The 22,156-nt window shown below is 34.7% G+C and carries 24 protein-coding genes and 1 pseudogene; 13 read left to right on the forward strand and 12 right to left on the reverse strand.

Translation table 11 applies throughout. The features are described 5' to 3' along the window. The first annotated feature begins 239 nt into the window (after positions 1 to 239). On the forward strand, positions 240 to 1,709 hold the full coding sequence (gene putP / locus D569_RS0117200) for a sodium/proline symporter PutP (protein WP_018933672.1): 1,470 nt from the start codon (positions 240 to 242) through the stop codon (positions 1,707 to 1,709). A 54-nt stretch (positions 1,710 to 1,763) separates the two neighbouring features. Here the strand turns inward: putP and D569_RS0117205 are convergent, their stop codons facing one another. Further along, positions 1,764 to 2,279 carry a GNAT family N-acetyltransferase gene (locus D569_RS0117205; RefSeq protein ID WP_018933673.1) on the reverse strand — a complete coding sequence of 172 codons (516 nt, stop codon included), beginning with the start codon at positions 2,277 to 2,279 and terminating at the stop codon, positions 1,764 to 1,766. 114 nt (positions 2,280 to 2,393) lie between these two features. Here D569_RS0117205 and D569_RS0117210 point away from each other — a divergent pair, with 114 nt between their 5' ends. Genes D569_RS0117210 through D569_RS0117220 form a run of 3 tightly spaced genes read left to right on the forward strand, consistent with a single transcriptional unit; the run spans position 2,394 to position 6,865 of the window. Continuing rightward, the gene (locus D569_RS0117210) at positions 2,394 to 3,611 is read left to right on the forward strand and encodes a metallophosphoesterase family protein (RefSeq protein ID WP_018933674.1); all 1,218 of its coding nucleotides are present in this window, start codon (positions 2,394 to 2,396) and stop codon (positions 3,609 to 3,611) included. A 3-nt stretch (positions 3,612 to 3,614) separates the two neighbouring features. After that, positions 3,615 to 6,449, forward strand: a complete 2,835-nt coding sequence (locus D569_RS0117215; protein WP_018933675.1) for an ATP-binding protein — start codon at positions 3,615 to 3,617, stop codon at positions 6,447 to 6,449. A 14-nt stretch (positions 6,450 to 6,463) separates the two neighbouring features. Continuing rightward, positions 6,464 to 6,865, forward strand: coding sequence for a GNAT family N-acetyltransferase (locus D569_RS0117220; protein WP_018933676.1), 402 nt, complete (start codon positions 6,464 to 6,466; stop codon positions 6,863 to 6,865). Positions 6,866 to 7,113: 248 nt separating this feature from the next. On the opposite strand, the gene D569_RS0117225 is transcribed toward D569_RS0117220, so the two are convergent. From D569_RS0117225 to D569_RS0117265, 9 genes are all read right to left on the reverse strand, one after another. Beyond that, positions 7,114 to 7,716, reverse strand: coding sequence for a DedA family protein (locus tag D569_RS0117225; protein ID WP_018933677.1), 603 nt, complete (start codon positions 7,714 to 7,716; stop codon positions 7,114 to 7,116). A 2-nt stretch (positions 7,717 to 7,718) separates the two neighbouring features. Then, on the reverse strand, positions 7,719 to 8,135 hold the full coding sequence (locus D569_RS0117230; protein WP_018933678.1) for a GNAT family N-acetyltransferase: 417 nt from the start codon (positions 8,133 to 8,135) through the stop codon (positions 7,719 to 7,721). An 18-nt stretch (positions 8,136 to 8,153) separates the two neighbouring features. After that, a complete protein-coding gene (locus tag D569_RS25040; RefSeq protein WP_018933679.1) occupies positions 8,154 to 8,288 on the reverse strand; it encodes a hypothetical protein in 135 nt (44 codons plus the stop codon). Between the two features lie 234 nt (positions 8,289 to 8,522). Continuing rightward, entirely contained in the window at positions 8,523 to 9,752 is a 1,230-nt protein-coding gene (locus D569_RS0117240; protein WP_018933680.1) for a hypothetical protein, read from the reverse strand. 95 nt (positions 9,753 to 9,847) lie between these two features. Further along, positions 9,848 to 10,828 (reverse strand): peptidylprolyl isomerase, encoded by a 981-nt coding sequence (locus D569_RS0117245; RefSeq protein WP_018933681.1) that lies wholly within the window; start codon positions 10,826 to 10,828, stop codon positions 9,848 to 9,850. A 118-nt stretch (positions 10,829 to 10,946) separates the two neighbouring features. Then, positions 10,947 to 11,126 carry a hypothetical protein gene (locus D569_RS24915; RefSeq protein ID WP_018933682.1) on the reverse strand — a complete coding sequence of 60 codons (180 nt, stop codon included), beginning with the start codon at positions 11,124 to 11,126 and terminating at the stop codon, positions 10,947 to 10,949. 171 nt (positions 11,127 to 11,297) lie between these two features. Next, entirely contained in the window at positions 11,298 to 11,837 is a 540-nt protein-coding gene (locus D569_RS0117255; protein ID WP_018933683.1) for a DUF3267 domain-containing protein, read from the reverse strand. Between the two features lie 335 nt (positions 11,838 to 12,172). After that, on the reverse strand, positions 12,173 to 12,541 hold the full coding sequence (locus D569_RS0117260; protein WP_018933684.1) for a YtxH domain-containing protein: 369 nt from the start codon (positions 12,539 to 12,541) through the stop codon (positions 12,173 to 12,175). A gap of 70 nt (positions 12,542 to 12,611) precedes the next feature. Continuing rightward, positions 12,612 to 13,031, reverse strand: a complete 420-nt coding sequence (locus D569_RS0117265; protein WP_018933685.1) for an HIT family protein — start codon at positions 13,029 to 13,031, stop codon at positions 12,612 to 12,614. A gap of 452 nt (positions 13,032 to 13,483) precedes the next feature. Here D569_RS0117265 and D569_RS0117275 point away from each other — a divergent pair, with 452 nt between their 5' ends. The 9 genes and pseudogenes from D569_RS0117275 to D569_RS25170 all read left to right on the forward strand — a co-directional run. Next, a complete protein-coding gene (locus tag D569_RS0117275; RefSeq protein WP_018933687.1) occupies positions 13,484 to 14,230 on the forward strand; it encodes an ABC transporter ATP-binding protein in 747 nt (248 codons plus the stop codon). Then, positions 14,223 to 15,440, forward strand: coding sequence for an ABC transporter permease (locus D569_RS0117280; RefSeq protein WP_018933688.1), 1,218 nt, complete (start codon positions 14,223 to 14,225; stop codon positions 15,438 to 15,440). The genes D569_RS0117275 and D569_RS0117280 overlap by 8 nt, the downstream gene beginning before the upstream one ends. Positions 15,441 to 15,919: 479 nt before the next feature. Then, positions 15,920 to 16,798, forward strand: a complete 879-nt coding sequence (locus D569_RS0117285) for a polyprenyl synthetase family protein (protein ID WP_156822992.1) — start codon at positions 15,920 to 15,922, stop codon at positions 16,796 to 16,798. 13 nt (positions 16,799 to 16,811) lie between these two features. Continuing rightward, positions 16,812 to 16,970 (forward strand): competence pheromone ComX, encoded by a 159-nt coding sequence (gene comX, locus D569_RS24100; RefSeq protein WP_018933690.1) that lies wholly within the window; start codon positions 16,812 to 16,814, stop codon positions 16,968 to 16,970. Between the two features lie 11 nt (positions 16,971 to 16,981). Further along, on the forward strand, positions 16,982 to 19,255 hold the full coding sequence (locus tag D569_RS0117295; protein WP_083939068.1) for a sensor histidine kinase: 2,274 nt from the start codon (positions 16,982 to 16,984) through the stop codon (positions 19,253 to 19,255). Next, positions 19,252 to 19,893 carry a response regulator transcription factor gene (locus D569_RS0117300; protein ID WP_018933692.1) on the forward strand — a complete coding sequence of 214 codons (642 nt, stop codon included), beginning with the start codon at positions 19,252 to 19,254 and terminating at the stop codon, positions 19,891 to 19,893. The genes D569_RS0117295 and D569_RS0117300 overlap by 4 nt, the downstream gene beginning before the upstream one ends. A gap of 218 nt (positions 19,894 to 20,111) precedes the next feature. Further along, positions 20,112 to 20,402 (forward strand): hypothetical protein, encoded by a 291-nt coding sequence (locus D569_RS0117305; RefSeq protein ID WP_018933693.1) that lies wholly within the window; start codon positions 20,112 to 20,114, stop codon positions 20,400 to 20,402. Between the two features lie 255 nt (positions 20,403 to 20,657). Next, the gene (locus D569_RS0117310; RefSeq protein ID WP_018933694.1) at positions 20,658 to 20,849 is read left to right on the forward strand and encodes a hypothetical protein; all 192 of its coding nucleotides are present in this window, start codon (positions 20,658 to 20,660) and stop codon (positions 20,847 to 20,849) included. Positions 20,850 to 20,968: 119 nt separating this feature from the next. Next, positions 20,969 to 21,175: pseudogene (locus D569_RS25170) on the forward strand (transposase); the annotation flags it as partial. A gap of 304 nt (positions 21,176 to 21,479) precedes the next feature. Here D569_RS25170 and D569_RS23110 read toward each other — a convergent pair. Continuing rightward, the gene (locus D569_RS23110) at positions 21,480 to 21,698 is read right to left on the reverse strand and encodes a Blp family class II bacteriocin (RefSeq protein ID WP_018933695.1); all 219 of its coding nucleotides are present in this window, start codon (positions 21,696 to 21,698) and stop codon (positions 21,480 to 21,482) included. 42 nt (positions 21,699 to 21,740) lie between these two features. After that, positions 21,741 to 21,974, reverse strand: a complete 234-nt coding sequence (locus tag D569_RS23115) for a Blp family class II bacteriocin (RefSeq protein ID WP_018933696.1) — start codon at positions 21,972 to 21,974, stop codon at positions 21,741 to 21,743. Positions 21,975 to 22,156 lie beyond the last annotated feature (182 nt).

The following is a 22,156-nucleotide window of genomic DNA, read 5'->3' on the forward strand; positions in this document are numbered from 1 at the left end:
GAACCTTATATTTCAAATCATTCTACCATTGTTTACGTTGGTTTACTTATGATAAAATAACTTTTTTGAATATATAGTAAAGCAATACAGACACTATATATACATATTTAGCATAGGTGGTGATCTTGATGGAACAGGAAACAATCAATGCAGCAACATGGGGGTGGTTATTAGTCCCAATGTTATCCGTTGTTCTCTTATCGTTAATCACCTTTTTTACAGAAAGAGGAGAGTAAATAATGGATAGTGTTACGTTAATCACGTTTATCGTTTATTTAGTCGGAATGTTAGTTATTGGAATTATTGCTTTTCGTTTAACGAATAACCTTTCTGACTATGTTTTAGGTGGCCGAAATTTAGGCGGAAGTGTAGCAGCCCTAAGTGCTGGAGCTTCTGATATGAGTAGTTGGCTTTTACTTGGTTTGCCAGGAGCAATGTATGCAGGTGGCATGAATCAAATCTGGCTTGCGATTGGTTTAGCAGTAGGGGCATACTTGAATTGGCAATTTGTAGCGAAACGGTTAAGGACTTATACTGAAGTTGCCAAAGACTCCATTACTATTCCAGACTTTTTAGAAAATCGTTTTCGAGACAAATCACGGATTCTACGTGTTATTTCTGCTCTGGTAATTTTGATATTCTTTACATTTTATACGTCTGCAGGACTTGTCGGCGGAGCCATTTTATTTGAGCAGTCCTTTGGAATAGAATATCAATCTGCGTTATGGATTGGAGCCATTGTCATTATATCGTATACATTTTTAGGCGGATTTCTAGCAGTAAGCTGGACAGACTTTTTCCAGGGGATCTTAATGTTCATAGCATTAATTATTGTACCGATTATAGCTATCAATGCTGCGGGTGGCTGGGATAAAGTCGTTAGTCAAGTGGGGAGCATAGATCCAGGATATCTGAACGCATTTACAGATACCACAGCCATTGGTATTATTTCGTTATTAGCTTGGGGGTTAGGTTATTTTGGACAGCCACATATCATAACAAGATTTATGGCTGTAAAATCGACTAAAGAAATCCCTAAGGCCAGATTTATAGGAATGTCATGGATGGTATTTGCTTTATATGGTTCGATTTTTACCGGTTTTGCTGGGATTGCCTATTTTGCCGACACACCGTTAGATAATGCGGAAACAGTCTTTATAGCTTTCACGCAAGAACTTTTTAACCCATGGGTTGCAGGTATATTATTAGCTGCGATTTTATCTGCGATTATGAGTACCATTGATTCACAATTATTAGTATCCTCTAGTGCAGTTGCAGAGGACTTCTATAAGGGAATTATAAGAAAAAATGCTAGTCAAAAAGAATTAGTATGGATAGGGAGAATTGCAGTCATTATCATCGCGATTATTGCGATCCTGATCGCTCAAGATCCTGAAAGCCAAGTTCTTGATTTAGTCGAATATGCATGGGCAGGATTCGGCGCAGCATTTGGCCCGATTATCATATTGAGTTTGTTTTGGAAAAGGACAACGGTAGGTGGAGCGATTGCCGGAATGGTGGTAGGCGCTTTAACGGTAATTGTTTGGGAGCAGCTTGAAGGAGGCATATTTGATTTATATGAAATTGTACCAGGGTTTGCATTTGGTACAGTTGCAATCATTATTGTCAGCCTTATTTTTGGAAACCCAACAAATCCATCAAAAGTTGTGAGAGAAGAATTTAATGAAGCTACCGAAAATGAATCGTGAGATTTTTAAAATAATATTGTTGCAAGGAGTCCGAAAATTGAAAGGACTCCTTGTTCATGTTTCAATCCAAAATCTTTTCACTACATTACCGTCATCTTCCATATAATCTGCATCTTCTATTCCGCCGTTTTTTAAAATAGCTTTCAGAGAACCGATATTGTCAGCATCACAAGTAACGAGTGCTCTAGTAATCCCTATTCTTTTAGCTTCAAGTAACGCCAATTCCAAAATTTTGGTCGCGTAACCTTTCTTTCGCTCACTCGGACGTATACCATAACCGATATGACCTCCAATGGAAAGAAGTATTTCTGATAATCGATGTCTAATATTGACAACGCCAATAATCGTTTTCTCTCTAACTAACCAAAAAGTAGAATCAGGAACCCATCCATCAGGTAAGTTCGCTCCTTGTTCGTGATCATTAATAAATTGCAGGAAACGATCCATATCATCCGGATGTTTTTCGATGACCCAAGGTATCATTTTCTCACCGCTTTTTTTCCACTCTAAGTAAAAATCCTGATATTCTCTCGTTAACATTTTCGTTGGCTTCACTAATTTAACAGACATACCACCACGTCACCCCCGTATTTAAAGTTTAACATAAAATTCCATAAAAAAGACAAATCGAACGTGCATTCTTATTTATGCTCTGCTACAATAGAGGGAGGAAGAGGGTGAAGAATGATGAAAAAAGAAATTTCTTTCATTCATTGTGCGGATTTACATTTAGACAGTCCATTTAAAGGATTGAAAGACATACCATCTGAATTATTAAGAGATATTAGACAAAGTACATTTCAAGCCTTAGAAAATCTCACCGAACAAGCCATCAAACATCAAGTAGATTTTGTCCTTTTAGTAGGAGATATTTTTGACCAGGAAGAACAAAGCATGCAAGCGCATATGGCATTACAGAAAGCTTTTCAAAGATTACAAGAACAACAGATTAAAGTATACCTCTCTTACGGTAACCATGATTATTTGAACAGTCAGTCCTTTCCGCGTAACTACCCGGACAATGTACATGTTTTTGATAAAGAAGAGGTTACATCCTTCTCATTTATCAAAGATGGACAAGTTCAAGCGAGAATCTATGGCTTTAGTTATGAAAATAGAGCAGTAGTGGAAAACAAAACGAAAGAGTACCAGAAAACAGCCGATCATTGTTTTCATATCGCTACGTTACATGGAAGTATAGGAAATGAACTCAACCAGGATCATGCAAGTTATGCTCCTTTTCAACTGACAGAACTGAAAGAAGCTGGATTTGATTATTGGGCACTAGGGCATATACATAAGCGCGAAATAGTAGCGGAAAGTCCGCCAGTTGTCTATCCAGGAAATATCCAAGGTAGGTCAACGAAAGAAACAGGGGAAAAGGGTTGCTACCTTGTCAGCTTATCTGAAAATAATGCAAAGCTTGAATTCCTACCTCTATCTCCTATTAACTTTGAAAAAGTACCAGTAGATGCCAGTGGTTGGACAGATCTTCCAAGTGTGACGGAACAGCTAATAGAAATCTCCAATCAATGGAAAACAGGAAAAAGATTAATCCAGATCATTTTTTCGCAAGTAGCGGAAGACAAGGAAGTCTGGTTCACTAATGGCCAGATAACAGAAATGATTACCTATTTGAATCAGGAATTAAAGCATAGCTATATTATCGGTTATAAATGGAACATGGCAGCTAAACGTTCTGAATGGCAACATGGCGGTCGTTTTTTGGAAGAGTTAGCAACTGCTTTTCAAGAAACAAATCTGGAGCAGACAATCAGCCCGTTATGGCAGCATGGAGAAGGAAGAAAATGGCTGCGAGAATTAGATGGTGATGATCAAACGGAAATCCTGCACGAAGCAGAATATCTTTTAGATCAATTACTGCATGAAAAGGAGGGATAAGTCTTGCGGATAGAAAGCATACATATATATGGTTTTGGAAAATGGATTGATCAGCATTTTTCTCTCGAGCAAGACGGTCCTATTGAAATTGCAGGGGATAATGAATCGGGCAAATCAACTTTGAGACAATTTATTTTATACATTTTGTTTGGCTTGAAATCGAAACAGGTAGAACGTTTCACACCGAAACAAGGATCAACTGTAGGTGGGAGGCTTACTGTTTCCGGGCTTGCGAACCAAACTGTCACGATAGAACGAGTACAAGGCAAGCATAAAAATCAGGCGATCATATATGGTGAGAGCGGAACACAGATGGATGAAGAATGGTTAAAATCTGCTTTGCAAGGGATTGATCGTAAGGAATTCCAATCAATCTATACATTTGATGCTCATGACCTCAAGCAAATTCAAGATCTTGACAATCAATCTTTGCATGAAGTCTTATTAGCGGTAGGGATGACAGGGTCAGATCGGATCTATTATGCAGAAAAAAACTTGGAAAAAACGTTGGCAGACCTGTTTAAACCGTATGGAAAAAAGCCGGAGATTAATCAACTTTTTCAAGAGCTAGCAGATCTCAAGAAGAAATTAACCGAAGCGAAAGAGAAGGAAAGTAAGTATCAGCAACAATTAACAGAAATAGAAGAGTTAGACGAGCAATTAATCCAACTACAACAAGCTAAGAGCAGCACCATCCAAAGGCAGGAACAAGCTGAAAAACGGTTAACACACTATGCTTTAATCGAGGATTACTATTTCACCACTGCTCAATTAAAAAGACAAGATGCAACTATTACGTTTCCGGTTGAAGGATTAAAGCGTCTAAATGAATGGAAGGACTCGCTCTTACCATTAAAAAGTGAAGAGCAGGTGCTGCGTAATAATCTAAACGAAGTGGAGCAGCAGATAAGCCAGTTGGCGTTGATGCCTAATCAAAAATTTAAGACGGTCGAACGTGGGTTAAAGATACAAAATGAAATGGACCAAATAGAGGCAGATATCCATCAAATCGGAAAACGCATCAATGAAATCGAAAAGGAAATGATCAGCAAGTTAGAAAATATGCAGATTAACCTGACGTTTGAACAATTACGGGAGACAGAACTTCCTTTTTATCTAGAAGAAGCATGGGCAGATTTAGCGAATCAGCGTGAGAAATTATCCTTGGAAAAACAGTATGTCGAAAACGACAAATCCTCTACGGGCAGAATAAAACAGGAATTGCTGAAGGAAAAAGAACAACTACAAAAAGCATTGCTGAGTCAGGATAAGATCAAACAATATCAAGAGGAGATTGCACAAGCAAATCAAGCAGAACAACAAGAACAATATCGTAAATGGCAGCAAACATTTCAACAACAATTGAAAGTATCTAATCTCGTTATCCTTATCGGGTTCCTACTAGCCGTAGGGCTTTTCTTGGTAACTGATTTACTATGGGTTGTTGTCACTCTTATTCTGGCTGTAGGTCAAAATGTCGCAATTAGACTATATGGAAAGGCAGTTAAACAATGGTTACAGCCTGATCTGAAAGAGGTCGTTTCATTATCTCAAGCTGAAATTCAGGAGCGGGAGCGGATTATCGAGCAACAAACGGAGCTCCAGCAATCATTATCCGAAATGGATAAAGATGTACAAAAATATCAAAATGAACAGTTAAAACAAGCAGAACGACTTTCTTTTTTAACAGAACGCATCGAGCAAATCGAACAAAAAATTACCGATCAAAAGCAGCAGTATCCTTTCTTAACTAATGTTGAATTGACTTATTGGCCAAGGCTTTATCAACAGGTGATCACGCAAAAAGAAAAGCTCTTGGAGATACAACAATTAGAAACAGAAATAAGTAATCTTCACGAGCAGTTAAAGGAAAAACAACGAGCCATTGATATCCTGGAAATAGATACGGATGATTTAGAATCAAATATGGAGAAGGAGCAGGCAAAAAGAACAAAGCATCAGCAGCTCCAAACGAGAAGAGCAGAATGGCAATCACAACTGGATGCTGTTGTAGAGAAGCAAAAACCGTACCAAGAGGAAATCAATCTGTTATTGCACAAGGCAGAAGTGGATACAGAGGAAGCCTTTATCGAAAAAGGAGAACGGAAAGAAGAACTTGATCGCCTGCAGCAAAAACGTAATCAGTTATATGATAGCTTAGCTGTCCTTTTTTCAGAAGAGGAAATCAAGCGAATCGCTGATGGAGATTTTGATGAGGAAAAGACGTTACAGGCTTTATTAGAAGAGTATAAACAAGTAATCAACGAAACTACTGAGCAAATAAAAGAAAAGCAAGCATTATTAAGTGACAAAAAGGCAACGATTGCGATGCTGGAGGCAAATGAGGATACCTCAATTCTCAAGCATCAACTGGCCATCAAACAAGAAGAGTTACAAGAAATAGCAAAACAATGGGCTGTTTATCAAGTGGCATTATCAAACTTAACGGAAGCAAAATCAACTTATTCACAAAAATATATGCCTCAAGTGTTTGAGCAAGCTAGTCAGTATTTTAGCAAACTGACGTTGGGTAGGTATCAGCACATATATATAGAAGATAATGAAACGGTGATTGTAGAAGACAGAGATGGCTTTGTTTTTGAAGTCATCGAATTATCACAGGCAACTAAAGATCAATTATATATTGCTCTTCGTTTTGCATTAAGTCATGTCATGGCCAACCGATTAGCACTACCTTTTTTAATTGATGATGGGTTCGTACATTTTGATGCTAATCGAAAAGAAAAAGTGTTAGAGATGATCGAAGAATTAAGTAACGATCATCAAGTCCTCTATTTCACTGCTAATGCGACAGCAAAAGCAAGTATTACATTATAATGGGAGAGTGTGCTATGAATCATATTATGTATAAAAGTGATGTAACGATAACGCCAAGAGACTTATCAGAAGTGTTTCAAGCTTCAGGCATAAAAAGACCTTATGATGACCTTGATCGTCTACAACAAATGCTTGATCATGCTAATGTATTAGTCACTGCTTGGGATCAGGAAAAAATAGTAGGGGTGGCAAGAGGCTTGACTGATTTCAGCTATTGCTGCTATTTGTCCGATTTAGCTGTAGATGAAGCTTATCAGCATCAAGGAATTGGTAAAGAACTGATAGAACAGGTTAAAGCAGAACTAAATGAGCAAGTTGCTTTGATTCTGTTATCAGCACCAGCTGCAATGGATTATTATCCAAAAGTGGGCTTCGATAAAATAGATAATGGTTATATCATTAAAAGGAAAAACTAAGAGAGGAAGGGTTTTGAACAATGGCTGCCTTATTCGAATTCCTTTCAAGTACGTGTTATATATTAAGTTGGTTTCTCTTTGTGGTTAGCCTGTATTTATTATATTGGATGGTGGTTTTACCTGGTTGGTTTGTTATACCATTTTTGATATCCATAAGTTTATGGTTGATACTACGTTTATTATCGAAGAAATTACTGCCGAATTAAGCTTTATAAAGCCATCCTCCGTGGAGTGAGGATGGCTTTATTTCATTTTCTTCTCCGTAATAAACGAATGACAAAGAATAAAGCACCAAGGAAAATAAGCAAATAGAAAAGGTTAGCATAAATATCAACATAATAGACAATATCTTCCCATGATTCCCCGACATATGCTCCCAATGAAACTAAGATAGTATTCCAGATCAGGGTTCCTAAGGCGGTAAAGATTAAAAATAGCGTTACATTCATTTTAGCCATTCCGGCTGGAATAGAAATAAGACTGCGAATTAGAGGGATAAATCGACAAAAGAAGATCGTCCAATAGCCATATTTATCAAACCAAGCATCAGCCTTGTAGATGTCTTCCTTTTTGATACGGAGAATGTGTCCCCATTTTTCAATGATCTTTTCCAAGCGTTGAACGTTCAGTAGCATACCTATCAAGTATAATACAATTGCGCCTAGAACAGAACCTGCAGTTGAGGAAAGGATGACACCAACTATATGTAAGGAAGATACCGTAGTGAAAAAACCGCCAAAAGTTAACACGACTTCCGAGGGTATAGGCGGAAAAATATTCTCCAAGGCTATTAAAAACATAATACCGAGATATCCAAACTCATCCATTACGGTCAAAAACCATTCCTGCATCTTTACTGTTCTTCCTTTACCATTCTTCGTACCATACATGGCCGCTCTGTAAAGTTAAAAGTCTCATAAAATCGGTGAGCATCCTTAGTAGCTAAAGCAAATTTCGTATTTTTAAGCAGGGGATGTTCTAGTATGCATTGCATCAAAAAAGAACCACTCCCGCGTCCTTGATATTCCAAGTCGATCACAACATCTAATATCCAGGAGAAAACGGCTTGGTCAGATACAACTCGAGCAAAGCCAATTTGTTTATCTTTTTCGTAAATCCCAAATGAAAATGAATTCTCTATGCTGTGCGCGATCGTTTCTTTGCTTCGCTCATTCGCCCAATATGTTGGTTTCAAAAGTGTATAAATGGTATCCAGATCGAGTAATTCTTTATCATCACTTACCACATAGTTATTGTGATACCATTCCATATAAATTCCCCATTTCGTCTATTTGTTATGGTTCTCTTCTAACAATCTAATGATCTCCTGATTTTGTTTCATGATCCGGTTTTGTTGATGTCGGATTTTATCCACAACGAATAATAGAATGAAAAGCATAATAATAGAAATGACTGCAAACAATTATAACCCTCCATTTTATATCTGAGTAAATGAATTATAACATAAAATTATTCAAAAAAGTCTAAAAATGGATGTTTCCAGTGGTAGAAAAGGTGAGACTATGTTTTAGCTCACCAACCATTTAAATAGAAAATAGTTTTGTAACGTCTACTGAAAAATCGTGAAAGAGGGTGGAAGAAGCCATTTCGTTCTCTTTTGCTATATGTTGCTGTACATATGTTTAAGCTAGTCTTATTATTTCTCCTCATCTGTTTCTGTATTCTCATAACGACTATCTAAATAATCAACAATGTGAATGATATAGCCTTCTAGATTACTAGGTTTACGAACGGCGCTACCCCATTCAGGTAAGCCATGGTGGCAAAGAATGCAGTGAGACATCAAATGGATATCCTCCATTGTGACCGCAATGTTATGGTGCTCAATCATTTTTGATAATAACATGACACCGTATGGAATATGACCGATATTTACCCCTAATGGGTCCATGGCAATACCAGCTTGTTTACGGTTTGAGTCCTTAAATTCACCGGTAGGGAATAAAAAGTGGAAAACATCAAATGACTTCCCGGCATAATCATATTCTGCTAGTTTACCTATGTCGTGGAACAAAATACTTGTTATCAGTGCATCATAATTAATACTGTCATATTTATATTCAGCCATCCCTTGTACCATGTGATAGAGATGGTCAATACTGTCTTTCCATACATATGCAGGTCTGGCATGGTCATCTTTTAAAGAGTTCCAAATTTCTAATTTATACTCTGTTTCTATTTTATTGATTAATTGCAACACGGCACGGAATGGATTATCTGATTGAATAGTTATGTATCTACAAAAACGCATCAGACCAACAGTATGTTTCAGTAGTCCGCCTAAATAATTGTGGTGGAATCCTTTGGCAGCAGGACTAATACGAAATCCTTCCCATAGCTGTTCCATCGCTTTAATGGCGATGTCTTGATATGGTTGCTGCAATTCATAAAGGTAGGCGAACAGTTCATCACGTAATGCTTCAATATCTTGCTGCGTATAAGCTAATAGTGTAAAAGGATCGATATCTTCCGTACACGGAGTCATTTCATATACGGTAACACTTTTAAAGCCGTTAAATTCATCAACTTGACCACGGATATCAAAGACACCTTTTTGTTCTAAAATGGGAAGCATTGCATCGACTTCGCCATTGTTATCCCACATTTTTGCGGAAATGGTTCCAGATTGATCACTTAATGTCACTTTCAAGAAGGATTTGTTTGTTTTCGTTTTTCTAACTTCGAATTCATTTAACAATACCCGAGCTGAAACGGCTGTCCCTTTTGCTAACGTATTTAAATGTACGCCTTTTATCGCTTCTGGTAACGAAGGTGCAGGGAAATTGGTCGCTAGTTTTTCTTTTTGTAGATCTGCAAGCTCATAATCAATTGTAATCATGTCATAAAAATATTTCAGGTTAGTCATTATTATCACTTCCTAATTCTTTTTCAACTTAGTATTAGAATAACATAAAAGCCCCTATCTTCTCACTTAATGGAAGATAGGGGCTGTGTTCGTTCTTATTCAGTTTCTTCTTCAGAAGCTTCTTCGCTATCTGTTGATTCTTCTTCTGACGTTTCCTCTTCTGTGGCTTCATCTTCAGTTGTTTCATCAGTAGCAGGCTCTTCTAGCGTTGGTTCTTCAAATGTGAATAAATCTTCGTATTGATCGATTTTAACATCGATATCAGCATCTTTCATAAGATCTTGAATTTTTGTTTGTAATGCCGCTTGATCAATTTTGGTGTTAGCTATCTCTCTTCTTAATTGATCTTCTACATCTTCTAAAGGTTCCACATCTTCTACATCTACACGATCTGTCACTTTAATAACATGGAAGCCGTTTGAAGTTTGAACAGGTTCACTGATTTCGTCAATTTCAAGATTGTATGCTGCGTCTTCAAATTCAGGAACCATTTGGCCAACTCCAAATTCTCCTAAGTCGCCACCGTTATCTTTACTGCCAGGGTCTGTGGAATACTCTTCAGCTAATTCTGCAAAGTCTTCACCATCGTTTAATTTGTCAATGACTTCATTGGCAGTATCTTCATCGCCAACAAGAATATGGCTAGCAACGAGATTTGTTTGCATTCTGTCATAACGTTGTTGAATTTCTTCGTCAGTAACTTCGACATCTTCTGTTGCTGCTTTTTCTTGAAGTAAACTTACTCGCAACTGATCGCGGAATTCATCTTCATCTTCAATACCATTTTGGTTTAAGACCATTTCAAATTGATCTTCTCCATATTGTTCTTTCACTCGTTCGACTTCATTATCAATTTCTTCATCGGATACTTCATATTTATCTTCTAGAATTGTTTCAAGCACCATTTGTTGGAGAACTTGTCCACCAGAAGGGGATGCTACCAATTCATCATAAAATGCTTCTTTCGTAATATTACCCGATCCTGTTTCCACAACTGTTTCAGAATCATCTGAAGAACACGCGGAAAGTGCGATAACGCTTGCTGCAAATGTTGCAGTGATTGCTAATTTTTTCATTCTACCTACACTCCTACTATTTACTAAAGCTATTTTTTAACTCTTGCAATAATATAACACATTTCTCATTAAAAATAACAAGAAAAATGCAGATTACATTTTTTTTACTCATTTTTCATTAAATATATATAACTTCGACATATGAAGATACAAGTAAAATGGTAATTAAAATATTAATAGTTCGGAAAACATTTGGTTGCTTTTCCTGCGACATTTCAGTTTGTAAGCAAAGTCTCATTGTTAAAGAGTTGAATATAAATAATATAAAAAAAGCAAAAATGACAAAAACATACAGCATCAAGCTTACCTCCTTATTCTCATGTCATTACTTTAACAAAAAATTAAAGATTTGAACAGTATGTCTTTTTATAAATTGAAAAATATGTATGAAGGTATTATATCATGCTCGTGCCTGAATCATAAAGGATGGAAAATATAAAAACCCGCTTCGTCTTATAGCGAAACGGGTTTAACGTGGTATTAAAATATCATAGCCTTGTTCTTCATTAGATATTAGACATTTTTTCGGTGCTTTCCATAAATGACGAATATATAGAAAATCAACATAAGATAAACTTAAATTAATTGCACCAATTAGCAGAAAATAAGGATAATAGGCCGGAACAAAATAACTGCCAATGATACAAGGAACTGTGATCATTAATGTTGGAGTCAACAAAGCAAAAAAGAATGTCGGTTTGGTTGTTTTTGTATGATTTTTTACATGGAAATTAGGGATGAATCCCTTCTCTAATGTCCATTTAATTCGCAAGTTTTTATTGGTGAATATTAACGGTAAAATTCGTAATGCTTTGTGTAGCAAAGGTAATAGTGCTACTCCAAATACCACTGGGATGAGACCATGGTCTTTTACTACAACATCTTTATGAATCAATGTAAATGGTAAATACAAAAAGATAAAAGATAATAGTCCAAATAATAAAGATAAAATAAGACTTCGATAAAAACCAAGTTTTTTGGTTACATTGATGGAATCCCAACAGTTCACCAGGATCACCCCTTTTCTAAAATCGACTCTTTTAAAATAACACTACATGACTATAGTATGTTTTGTATGAAAAATCAATAGGTTTTATGTAAAATTTTGATAAGCATTTTATCGCAAGGCATGAAAAAAGAGTTGGCAAGCAGCCAACCCTTTCTAATAGGACAAGAAAGTATAAAATTTGCGGAGATGTCTAGCTCCAAGCGCCCAAAAACTAGGCGACTTCACGAATCGCCCTACGATAAGTCATCATCGGTTCGTAAACTCACCGTGATTCCTTTATCTCAGTTGATGCTGAAGTCGCTACGTTTCTAAACGGGCGCTCTGCGCTTCTCTTATTAACTATCTGATCGTGCATTTGTCTTGTCTTCTAGTTCTTTTAAGCTTTCTTCAATTTGCGTTAAATATTTTTGAATATTTTTTTGATGTGGTTCGACAGTTTTCTTCCATGATTCAATCGATTCTTTCACATCTGCGGAAAGATCTTTAATTAACGCTGCACCCTCTTTTGAAGTTTTGGTAATCTGTTCTTTTATGTCGACACCTTCTGTTCTTAAATGGTTGATATAGCGTATAGCCTCATCGCTCTTTTCTCTAACGTCAGTTCGTAATTCTTTTCCTGCTTTTGGTGTGCTTAATAGTGTAGCAGCAGCGCTTACTAATCCTCCAGCTAAAAAGCCGATTAATAATGACTTGCTGTTAATCATTCCGAACACTCCTTTCATATATATAACATTCTCTTTTTCGTTCATAATCAAACCATCATTTTAAAAAAAATTAAAGGTTTGTTGATATTTGAGAGGCAAGATCAGCTAAATCGTATTGATCTTCATGTGTGATCCAATTAGGCTTAAAGCCATCTGATTCATCATAACGAGGGATGAGATGTATATGTAAATGGAACACAGATTGGCCAGCCGCTTCCTCGTTATTATTTAGTATATTTATTCCTGCAGGTTGAAATGTTTCTTTTAAGGCATTTGTAATTTGCGGTATACGTGCAAACAGTTTTGCAGCGATCGTCTCATCTGTTTCATATATGTTTTTAGTATGTTGTTTAGGTATGACTAACGTATGCCCTTTCGTCACTTGACTAATGTCAAGGAATGCGTAAACATCTGCGTCCTCATAGACTTTTGCCGAAGGGATGTCACCTGCTACAATTTTGCAAAAAATACAATCATCATGCGTTTCCATATCGTTCGCTCCTTCAATTTACAAGTCTTTTCCTCATTATGCAATAACCTTATACGATGTGTCTAGATCTTTAGCACTAAAATCAAGAATGTTTTCAATGCTATATTCTTTCTTCATATTATACATTATTTTCATGATTCTTTAAAATGCTAAGGGGTAAAAAAAAGCAGGAATGCTACAAAACGACATATCGTTTCATAGCACATCCTGCATGAAGGGGAGAAATTTTACTTTAACCTTGAACCGGGGAAGATTCTTTCGGATAAAGTACGTGATAATCAAATTTAGAAACAATGATTTTCAATTGTTGAAAGGATCGATATAACACTTTTTCTTTCCCCCTTCCTTCATAGCTTGTACCGAATTTTTTTCTTTATACAAATAAAATTTGGTATAATGATTAGGAAATGGAAATACGTATAAGCAAGTGAAAAAGAAAGGACGTTGAATAGATGGAGCCTTTATTACATATTAGAGATCTTGAAGGTGGTTACACACATAAAAATGTACTGCATGGTATTTCATTTGATGTGAAGCCGAATGAAATTGTTGGATTGATCGGATTAAATGGTGCTGGAAAAAGTACGACGATTAAGCATGTAATTGGCTTAATGCAAGCTAAAAAAGGAACTGTCTCGATTAAAGGAAAGACATTTCAAGAGGCACCAGAAAGCTATAGACAACATTTTTCTTATATTCCGGAAATGCCTGTTTTGTATGATGAATTAACATTAGAAGAGCACTTGCGTTTAACTGCTATGGCATATGATATACCTGAAGAGGTTTATCAGGCACGTGTCACACCTTTGTTAAAAGAGTTTCGATTAGACAAGAAGTTGAAATTGTTTCCGATTCATTTTTCTAAAGGGATGAGACAGAAGGTGATGATTATGTGTGCATTTCTGGTTGAGCCTGATTTATATATTGTGGACGAGCCTTTTGTCGGATTAGATCCACTTGGGATTCAATCCTATCTACAATTAATGAATCAGATGAAAGAGCAAGGTGCTGGTGTATTAATGTCAACACATATTTTAGCAACAGCAGAGCGATACTGTGACCGTTTTGTTATTTTACATGATGGAACCATTCGGGCAAAAGGGACGTTGGAGGAATTAAGAAAGTCCTTTGACCGTCCACAAGCTACGTTAGATGACCTGTATATTCAATTAACGAAAGAAGCCGATCAATATGCTTAATTCCCATCGGTTATTTGTTGAACGTTTGTCTGCACATATGAAGGAATTAAGCAGATATTTGCGTTATATACTGACAGGACATCTTGCGATTGCCATGGTGTTTATTGTCGGCGCAATGTCTGTATATTATCAGCAGTTTTTAGAAGATATTCCTGATTACTTTCCGTCTACTTTGGTGATTGCGGTTGTACTAGGTGTGGTTACGGCACACAGTCCGATTCAAACATTGTTAAAGAGGGCAGATATCGTCTTTTTGATTCCAGCAGAATCACAACTATCAGGATACTTCATTAGAGCTTTAATCTACAGTTTTGTGACACAGCTTTATTTATTTGTATTAGCAATCGCTGCTGTTGCACCGTTATATATGACTGTTTTTCCAGAGAACTCGTCATTCGGTTTATTGTTTGTGGTATTGTTGGTGATAAAAGTTTGGAGTTTAGCAGCAAATTGGTGGATGCTACGTGTTCGGGATAAGAATACTAGAAGGATGGACAAGGTCGTAAGGTTTGCTTTAATTATAACGTTAGTGTATTTCTTTCTAGTGCAAGAAATGATCTTTTTAGCGATCATTACTGCTTTACTTATCGTTCTTTTTGTTACGAACTATCAGACAGCTAGAAAACAGCGTGCATTAAATTGGGATTTGTTAATTGAAAGTGATTATATGCGAATGCGTTCCTTTTACAGATTGGCCAATATGTTTACGGAAGTGCCCCATATGGAAACACCAGTAAAAAAGCGTCACTGGCTTGCCCGCTTGTTAACCGGTTCGATCCCTTTCCAACAGAAGCAGGCATATCCTTATTTGTACCGCTTAACAACGGTTAGAAGTGGAGAATATTTAGGTATCTATGTAAGGTTGCTTGTTATTGGCGGTTTACTGATTTATTTCGTTCCCAATTCATGGCTAAAGCTTGTTTTTGCTTTGTTATTTATGTATATGATCTTTTTACAGGTGATTCCGTTATGGAAGCACCATGCAACATTAGTATGGTTAGATCTGTATCCAATTGGAATTAGTGAACGAAAGCAAGCTTTTATTAAATGGATGCAGCAGCTAATGATATTCGCAGGTGTATTATTTGTCCTATTGCTTATCGTGATAGGGGAATGGTTGATGGCTACTATCATGGCGGTGTCTGTTGTATTATTTATTGGAATGGTTGTTCCTAACTATTTAGATAAGAAGATAGCTCAAGAAAAGTAAACAACTAATCAAACACTTCATAGGTCTAACTTATGGAGTGTTTTTTATCGACTGAAGAATATCAGCTTTGAATTGTTCCCGCTTTGCTTTATCGTTTATCACTTCATCAGCATCATCTATTTCATCCCCTTTAAATAGATTTTAATGAAAAGAAATAAATTTTACCACTACCTAATCCATCTGTAGTCACAAATGTAAAATATTTATCACAAATATTAACCGATAAAATTAGGAAGTTATCTACATTATCATGACGTGTAAAGAAATTATTATCACAGAAATTTGATTTTATGGCTAATAATAAGAAGAAAATTATTAATGTACAATTTACTATTTTACATCTCTAGTTTGGCTACTAAAATAAATTAGAAGAAATATGACAATTAATTGTAGAAAAATTATCCAATATCATATATACTAAATATAGTAAAATAAGACTATGTGGGTGTATGTAATTGAATAGGCATGTGTTTGAGGAAATGAAATCACATATAAATAACTATCTTAACAATAGTGCGATGAAATCTATTGTATTCGAATTTGTCAACTATAAACACAAAACTGAAGGGTTTATGTTTTATGAACTAGTTATTTTTCACTATAAATACTTTGGTGGAAAAAGGATAGATATCTACTCAGTTGCAGCAGCGATTGAATTATTGGTACTGGTCGCTGATATATATGATGATTTAGAAGATAGGGATAATCACCAAGCAACTTGGATGCAATATCCTTCATCGATTGTGTTAAATATTACTTCCGGATTATTGGTATTGATTAAAAATATATTAGACGATGTCTTTGAAGATAGATCATTAAGTGAAATGAATCAATTATTCTATTCAACCGTACAAAAAATAATAGTTGGTCAACATAGGGATCTAACCAATGATATCCAGAATGAAACTGATTATTATGAGGTAATAAGATTAAAATCAGGTTCGCTAACACAAATTGCATGTTCGTTAGGTACACTTCTAGCTTTAAATAAAATACCTTCCGAGATTGAGAATTATAGTGAGAAAATTGGGATGATTGCTCAAATGAACAATGACATCAAAAGTATTTACAATTGGAATAGGAAAAGTGATGTAGCTAGAAAGTTAAAAACTATACCTATTTTATATATGTTAAGTGTTGGAAAGGATAATTTATTATCTAGTTATATTAATGGAGAGATTACATACGAAAGCTTACTTTTTCAACAGGAAAAGGTCTTTAATGAAATAGAAGATCTAGGAGCTATACATTATACCAATATGATAATTCAAATGCTTAAAAATGAAGTACTTGAAGAATTACAATTATTAAAAATGTCAAGTAACTATATCGATCAGTTTACAAAAATTGCATTCTAAGGAGGAATTTATTGTGCAAGCAACCATACTTTATTTATCACAAAATCCAGACATTATGGAAAAAATCAAAAGGGGTAAGGCTAGTCTTTTAGGAGTTACCCAAAAGGAGAATAAAGCTATTACAGAGTATTTAAAATCTAGTAGTGATCCAGTAGTTCAATATTGGACTTAAAAGGTAGTTAGATGATGGCAAGTAAAAAACATATTTTAACCATAGTGACGGTTGCTATTTTAATAGCAACCTATTTAATTGTACTAAATATGTCACCATATATAGGCATTCAGTTGAGTAAGACAAAGGATCAATTTTTTATAAGTGGAATGGATAGATTAGGTTGGGGCTGGCATAGTGATTTGAAAACAGGACAGGAAATATTACTTGTTAACGATCAGGATCCATCAAATTATCAGACAGTACATGCTAATAGCCGTATAGAAAATGCTGATACAATTACCGTTCTTGATAATAACGAAGCAATAACTCATAATGTGGAATTTTCTTCAACTCTTTCATTGCAATGGTTGTTTTATTTTCTGTTTCCTTTGCTTTATTTTATTTTTACATTAATTTGTATTTATCTTTTATTGAAAAAGAAATCGATACATAAAAGTACAATCTATCTAATGTATTTAATGTTATTGCTTAGCATTTGCTATTTAAGTGCAAGCCTATCAACTAAACTAATTGAACCAGGAGAAAGTTTTTTATATGTAACCTTATTATTTGCGCCTATTATCTTATTGCACTTTATCTATCAATATTTTTATGAAAAGAAGATTGCTTTATTTTCTAAAAAAAATGTATATTATTTATACCTTTTTGCCTTATTTGTGAACGTGGGTATTGTAATGTATCGTTCCGTTAGTAATAAAGAAATTAGTCCTACTACTGTATTAATACCATTTCTTATAATAATAGGAGTAGCAGTATATTTATTAATCCAAGGGTTTCGATTATTAAGAGAGGATAGGTTATCGGAAGTTTTTCACTGGCTTTTTTATAGCTTTATTCTTGCTATCGCACCTTTCATTAGTTTATATGTGCTTCCACTTTTGGTATTTGATACATTTATTATTAGACCTGAACTAACTACATTATTTATATTTGTGGTACCAATTACTTATTTATATCTACTGGTTACAGGTAATCTATATCAAATGAAACTTACGATTCAAACGGTACCCTATTACTTGTTTATATCTTTATTATTTAGTTTGCTCTTTGATTTAATTTATTATTTACAAGCAGATAATCATACAATTGTTGATTTAGTAAAATTCCATCTATTGACTCAATTTAGTATTATTCTGCTTTTATATGTAAAAAATATTCTTGATCGTCATTTGCGAACAAGCTTAGTGATAAATCAATATGATTATCAAGCTAGTCTATACCGATTTAGTAATCTGATAAAAAAAGAAACGAGTACAGAAATTATTTTAAAACTTGCATCAAGAGAAATAGAGGAAGTGCTTCGTTTAGATCATCTAAAGGAAATCCAACTATCTAAAGATACATTTTTTATTTGTACTAAAGAAAGTATAGATAGTACATGGATAGAAAAAATTAATCGTAGTCTATTGAAAATCGGAGATATTATCTCATATGAGCAATCAATTGCAATAGTGATGGGAGAAAATGATAAATGTTATTACATATTAGTGGAGGAAAATGCTATCACAAATTTGTCTGTTGATCAAAGAGAATGGCTTCGGACGATCGCCTATTATACAAGTATTTCAATAGAAAATGCTAGAAAAATTGAACAAACTGTTGATGAGTTAAATCGGATGCGATCCAATTCGAGATGGGTTTCTAAATTGTTATTTTCTATATCCGAGCAAGAAAGAAGGCGTCTTGCTAGTGATATCCATGATAGTTTCTTACAAGATTTAATTAGTTTAAAACGAAAAACTGGGGAATTACAGAATTCTAATAAATCATTAAATCAAGAAATTAAGAATATAGACGAGGAAATACTTGATATCATTGAAGAAATTCGTGAGACATGTCAAGAGCTCTATCCTGCATTGGCAGAGGAAACTGGATTAAAAGAAGCACTTGAAGAACTATTTCAAAAATTTCGATTACGTACTAATATCCATTTGCAAGATAGAATTAGTGATAAGGCTTTTGGAAATTTATCAGCAGATTTAAAAATAGCGAATTTTAGAATTATTCAAGAGTTATTAAATAATGCGATCAAACATTCTAATGCATCAATTATTACCCTTCATTTGTCAATTAACCATGTTAATAGAATGATTTTATATTATATAGATGATGGTGTAGGTTTTGATCAAAATAGACTAACTAATCAAATGGGTATCCGTGGAATAAAAGAGCGAGTTTACAGTCTATCTGGAAACATTGATATCAATACTGAAGTAAATACGGGAGTAGAAATAACCATTTCCTTCCCTTGTACAAAGAATGAAGTGAAGGTGATAGAATGATAAATATTTTAATTGTAGATGATCATCAAGTAGTTGGAGAAGGAACAAAAGAAATGCTAACATCAGAACCTCAATTTCATGTGAAATTAGCTCTGAAAAGTGATGAAGCGGTTAGATTGGCTGAAGAAAACCGTTATGACATTTATTTATTAGATTTAAATATGCCTGATAAGAATGGAATAGAACTGACAAATGAAATATTACAAAAAGATCCAGGTGCTAGTATTTTAATATTCACTGCTCATAATATAGCAACCTATTTTAATTATTTAGTTGATGCAGGAGTTACTGGTTTTATTAGTAAAACCTATTCCAAACAGCAATTAATTCGTTGTGTCTGGTGTGCAATCGATAATTTAGTAGTAATTCCAGCAGAACTTCTTACGCAATTAAGAAAACCAAAAAATGAAGTGTTATTAGATAGTGGACAAACTATAACATTAGATCAAATGGAGGAAGACATTCTGGTGCTAGTATCGAAAGGAATGACTAATGAAGAGATTGCTGAAAAATTGTACATGAGTCGTAGGAATGTTGAGAGATATCTGACGAAAATATTCAGTGAAATGGGTGTTAAATCGAGAGCAGAGGCGATTTTGAGAGGGAAAGAATTAGAATTAATTCCGGAGGTTATATAATATAATTTACTTAAGCTTTAATAAACTTAGATATTTCTATGGAGAAACCGACAAGATATGTCGGGAATTTGTTTGACATTGTCGGAGTTGGTTTTATTATTGTAAGTTATTATTATATAATAGTTATGCTCCAAATTAGATTAAAGAGAGTGTAATATTGAATTTCTTATTCATAAAATTCAAAAATAGGTGCTTATTTACATAAGGAGGAGTTATGTATGGACTTACTAAAGGAAGCTATTGTATTTTCATTTATTCTTGTACTTGGAATAATGTTAGGCACAATGGCTACAAAAAAGGGACGGAAATATACCAAAAACATTAGGAAATTAAGTAAACATAACTGGTTTAGAGAGTTTACCAGTACGTATACACCTTTGTTTATACAACATGATGCTTATCGTTCGTTTATCGCAAATACCGATGTTGATGAGGTGATAAATGACGAGGAAAAGCAAGAAAAATTCAAACGAGATATTCTTCACTTGATGAAAGATAATAATTTATAGTGTGAAAGCTATTAAAGTAAACATTTATTAGTTGTAGTCTTTTAATATGTGTTGTTTATGCAAAAAAATAGTGCAGAACTTTGTAAGATAAAATATAAAGCGTTGCACTATTTTTTTTTTTTGATAGATCGGATAAAATGGCTCTAAAATATATGTTGGGTAAAAAAATTCAGGCAAATAGAAAACACGCAATCTCCTAATTTTGTTAAACTTTGTTTAGACGAATAAACAAATCCCAAAAGGAGATGCGTGTAATTGAATTCTAACATTTCTTTACCAGGATTAGAAGGGGTTATGGTTACAAAATCATTCGAGAAAGATGGATATTATCAACTTCATGTAGAGTTGGAACGTGTCCCTCACCATTCTCCGAGTTGTAGTCAAGTAACAGAAAAAGTGCATGATTATCGACTACAAAAAGTTCAACATCATCATTATCTTTGGTAGACACACCACTTTATTTTATCGAAAACGTCGATATGTTTGCCCCTAACGGTTTAAAAGAAACAAAAGAAAGAGTTTATCCATTTTATGATCTCGTAAAAAGCTCTTGATTGCAGGAATATGAAGGAGCAATCGAAACTTTTCAAAATTGGCAGAAACAGATTATGAATAGTTTTGGATATAACTTACATAATGGCTTTATAAAAGGCCTGAATAACTAAACCAAAGTCATTAAGCGTAACGCATTTGGCTTTAAACGATTTGATCGATTTAGATTAAAAGTGTTATTGCACCATCAATATAAAAATATCAAAGTTCGGGTCGAATAATTAGGAGTGAGCGTTTAGCTCACCCCAACATTTGACTTAGAACCGATAAAATAGATGATGGTCATATTTTCATTAGAAATTAAACATTAGTATGTATGTTTCTGATATGTGGATCAATAGGGTAATGATTACTCAAAAATATTAAGTTTTTAGAGGTAGTTCCTCCTACTAAATATGAATTCTTTAATATTCGGTATTTGATTGTTCTAATAATATAGCTAATTTACCCCATACCATTCTATAAATGATATGGGATAAGATAAATTGATAAGGATTACAGTTGTTAATACTATATTGTAGTAAATTACCAAGTTTCTTTTGCGTTCTCATATAGAGAGTATCCAACTCCAGTAATTGCACCGCTTGCTGCACCAGCTGGACCACCTAGGGCTCCTACTGTTCCTCCTGCTATTCCATAGCCAACAGCTTCTCCAACCCATTCTTTCCAGCCTACACCACCATCAAGAGCTAACAGTTCTTGCTCGGTAAGCGATTCAAATGAATGTTCACTAATGGAAATCATTAACAAACTCCTTTCTTTTAGATAATTAATAAATATTTATCTTCATGAGCTTTTTATTACATTTTCTGCCAGATATCCTAATGTGCCACCGATTGCACCTGCATGAGCACCCGCGATAGCTCCTGGAATCGCCCCTAACCCGAGAGCAGGCATACCGGCTGCTGCCCCTGCTGCAGCTCCACTTATTGCGCCCATAGCTAGATAATCAGCATAACTTCTACCGCCTTCAATTTTTTTACTTTCGAAAGATGAAATTTCTTGAAAGTTTGTAGTCATTCAATCTACTCCTTTAATTTTATTGTTGGCCAACTAATAATTAATATATCTATTTTAAAGCTAAATTTAAACGTTATGATACTTCGGGTCATCGCACAAAAATGTCGGTTTGTTCAGGATTATATCTGTATTAGAATAATTGAATGAGGTTCTAAATAGAAACAGATAGATAGAAATATAAC

It is taken from the genome of Gracilibacillus lacisalsi DSM 19029, from assembly GCF_000377765.1.
In the GTDB taxonomy this organism is placed as follows: domain Bacteria; phylum Bacillota; class Bacilli; order Bacillales; family Amphibacillaceae; genus Gracilibacillus; species Gracilibacillus lacisalsi.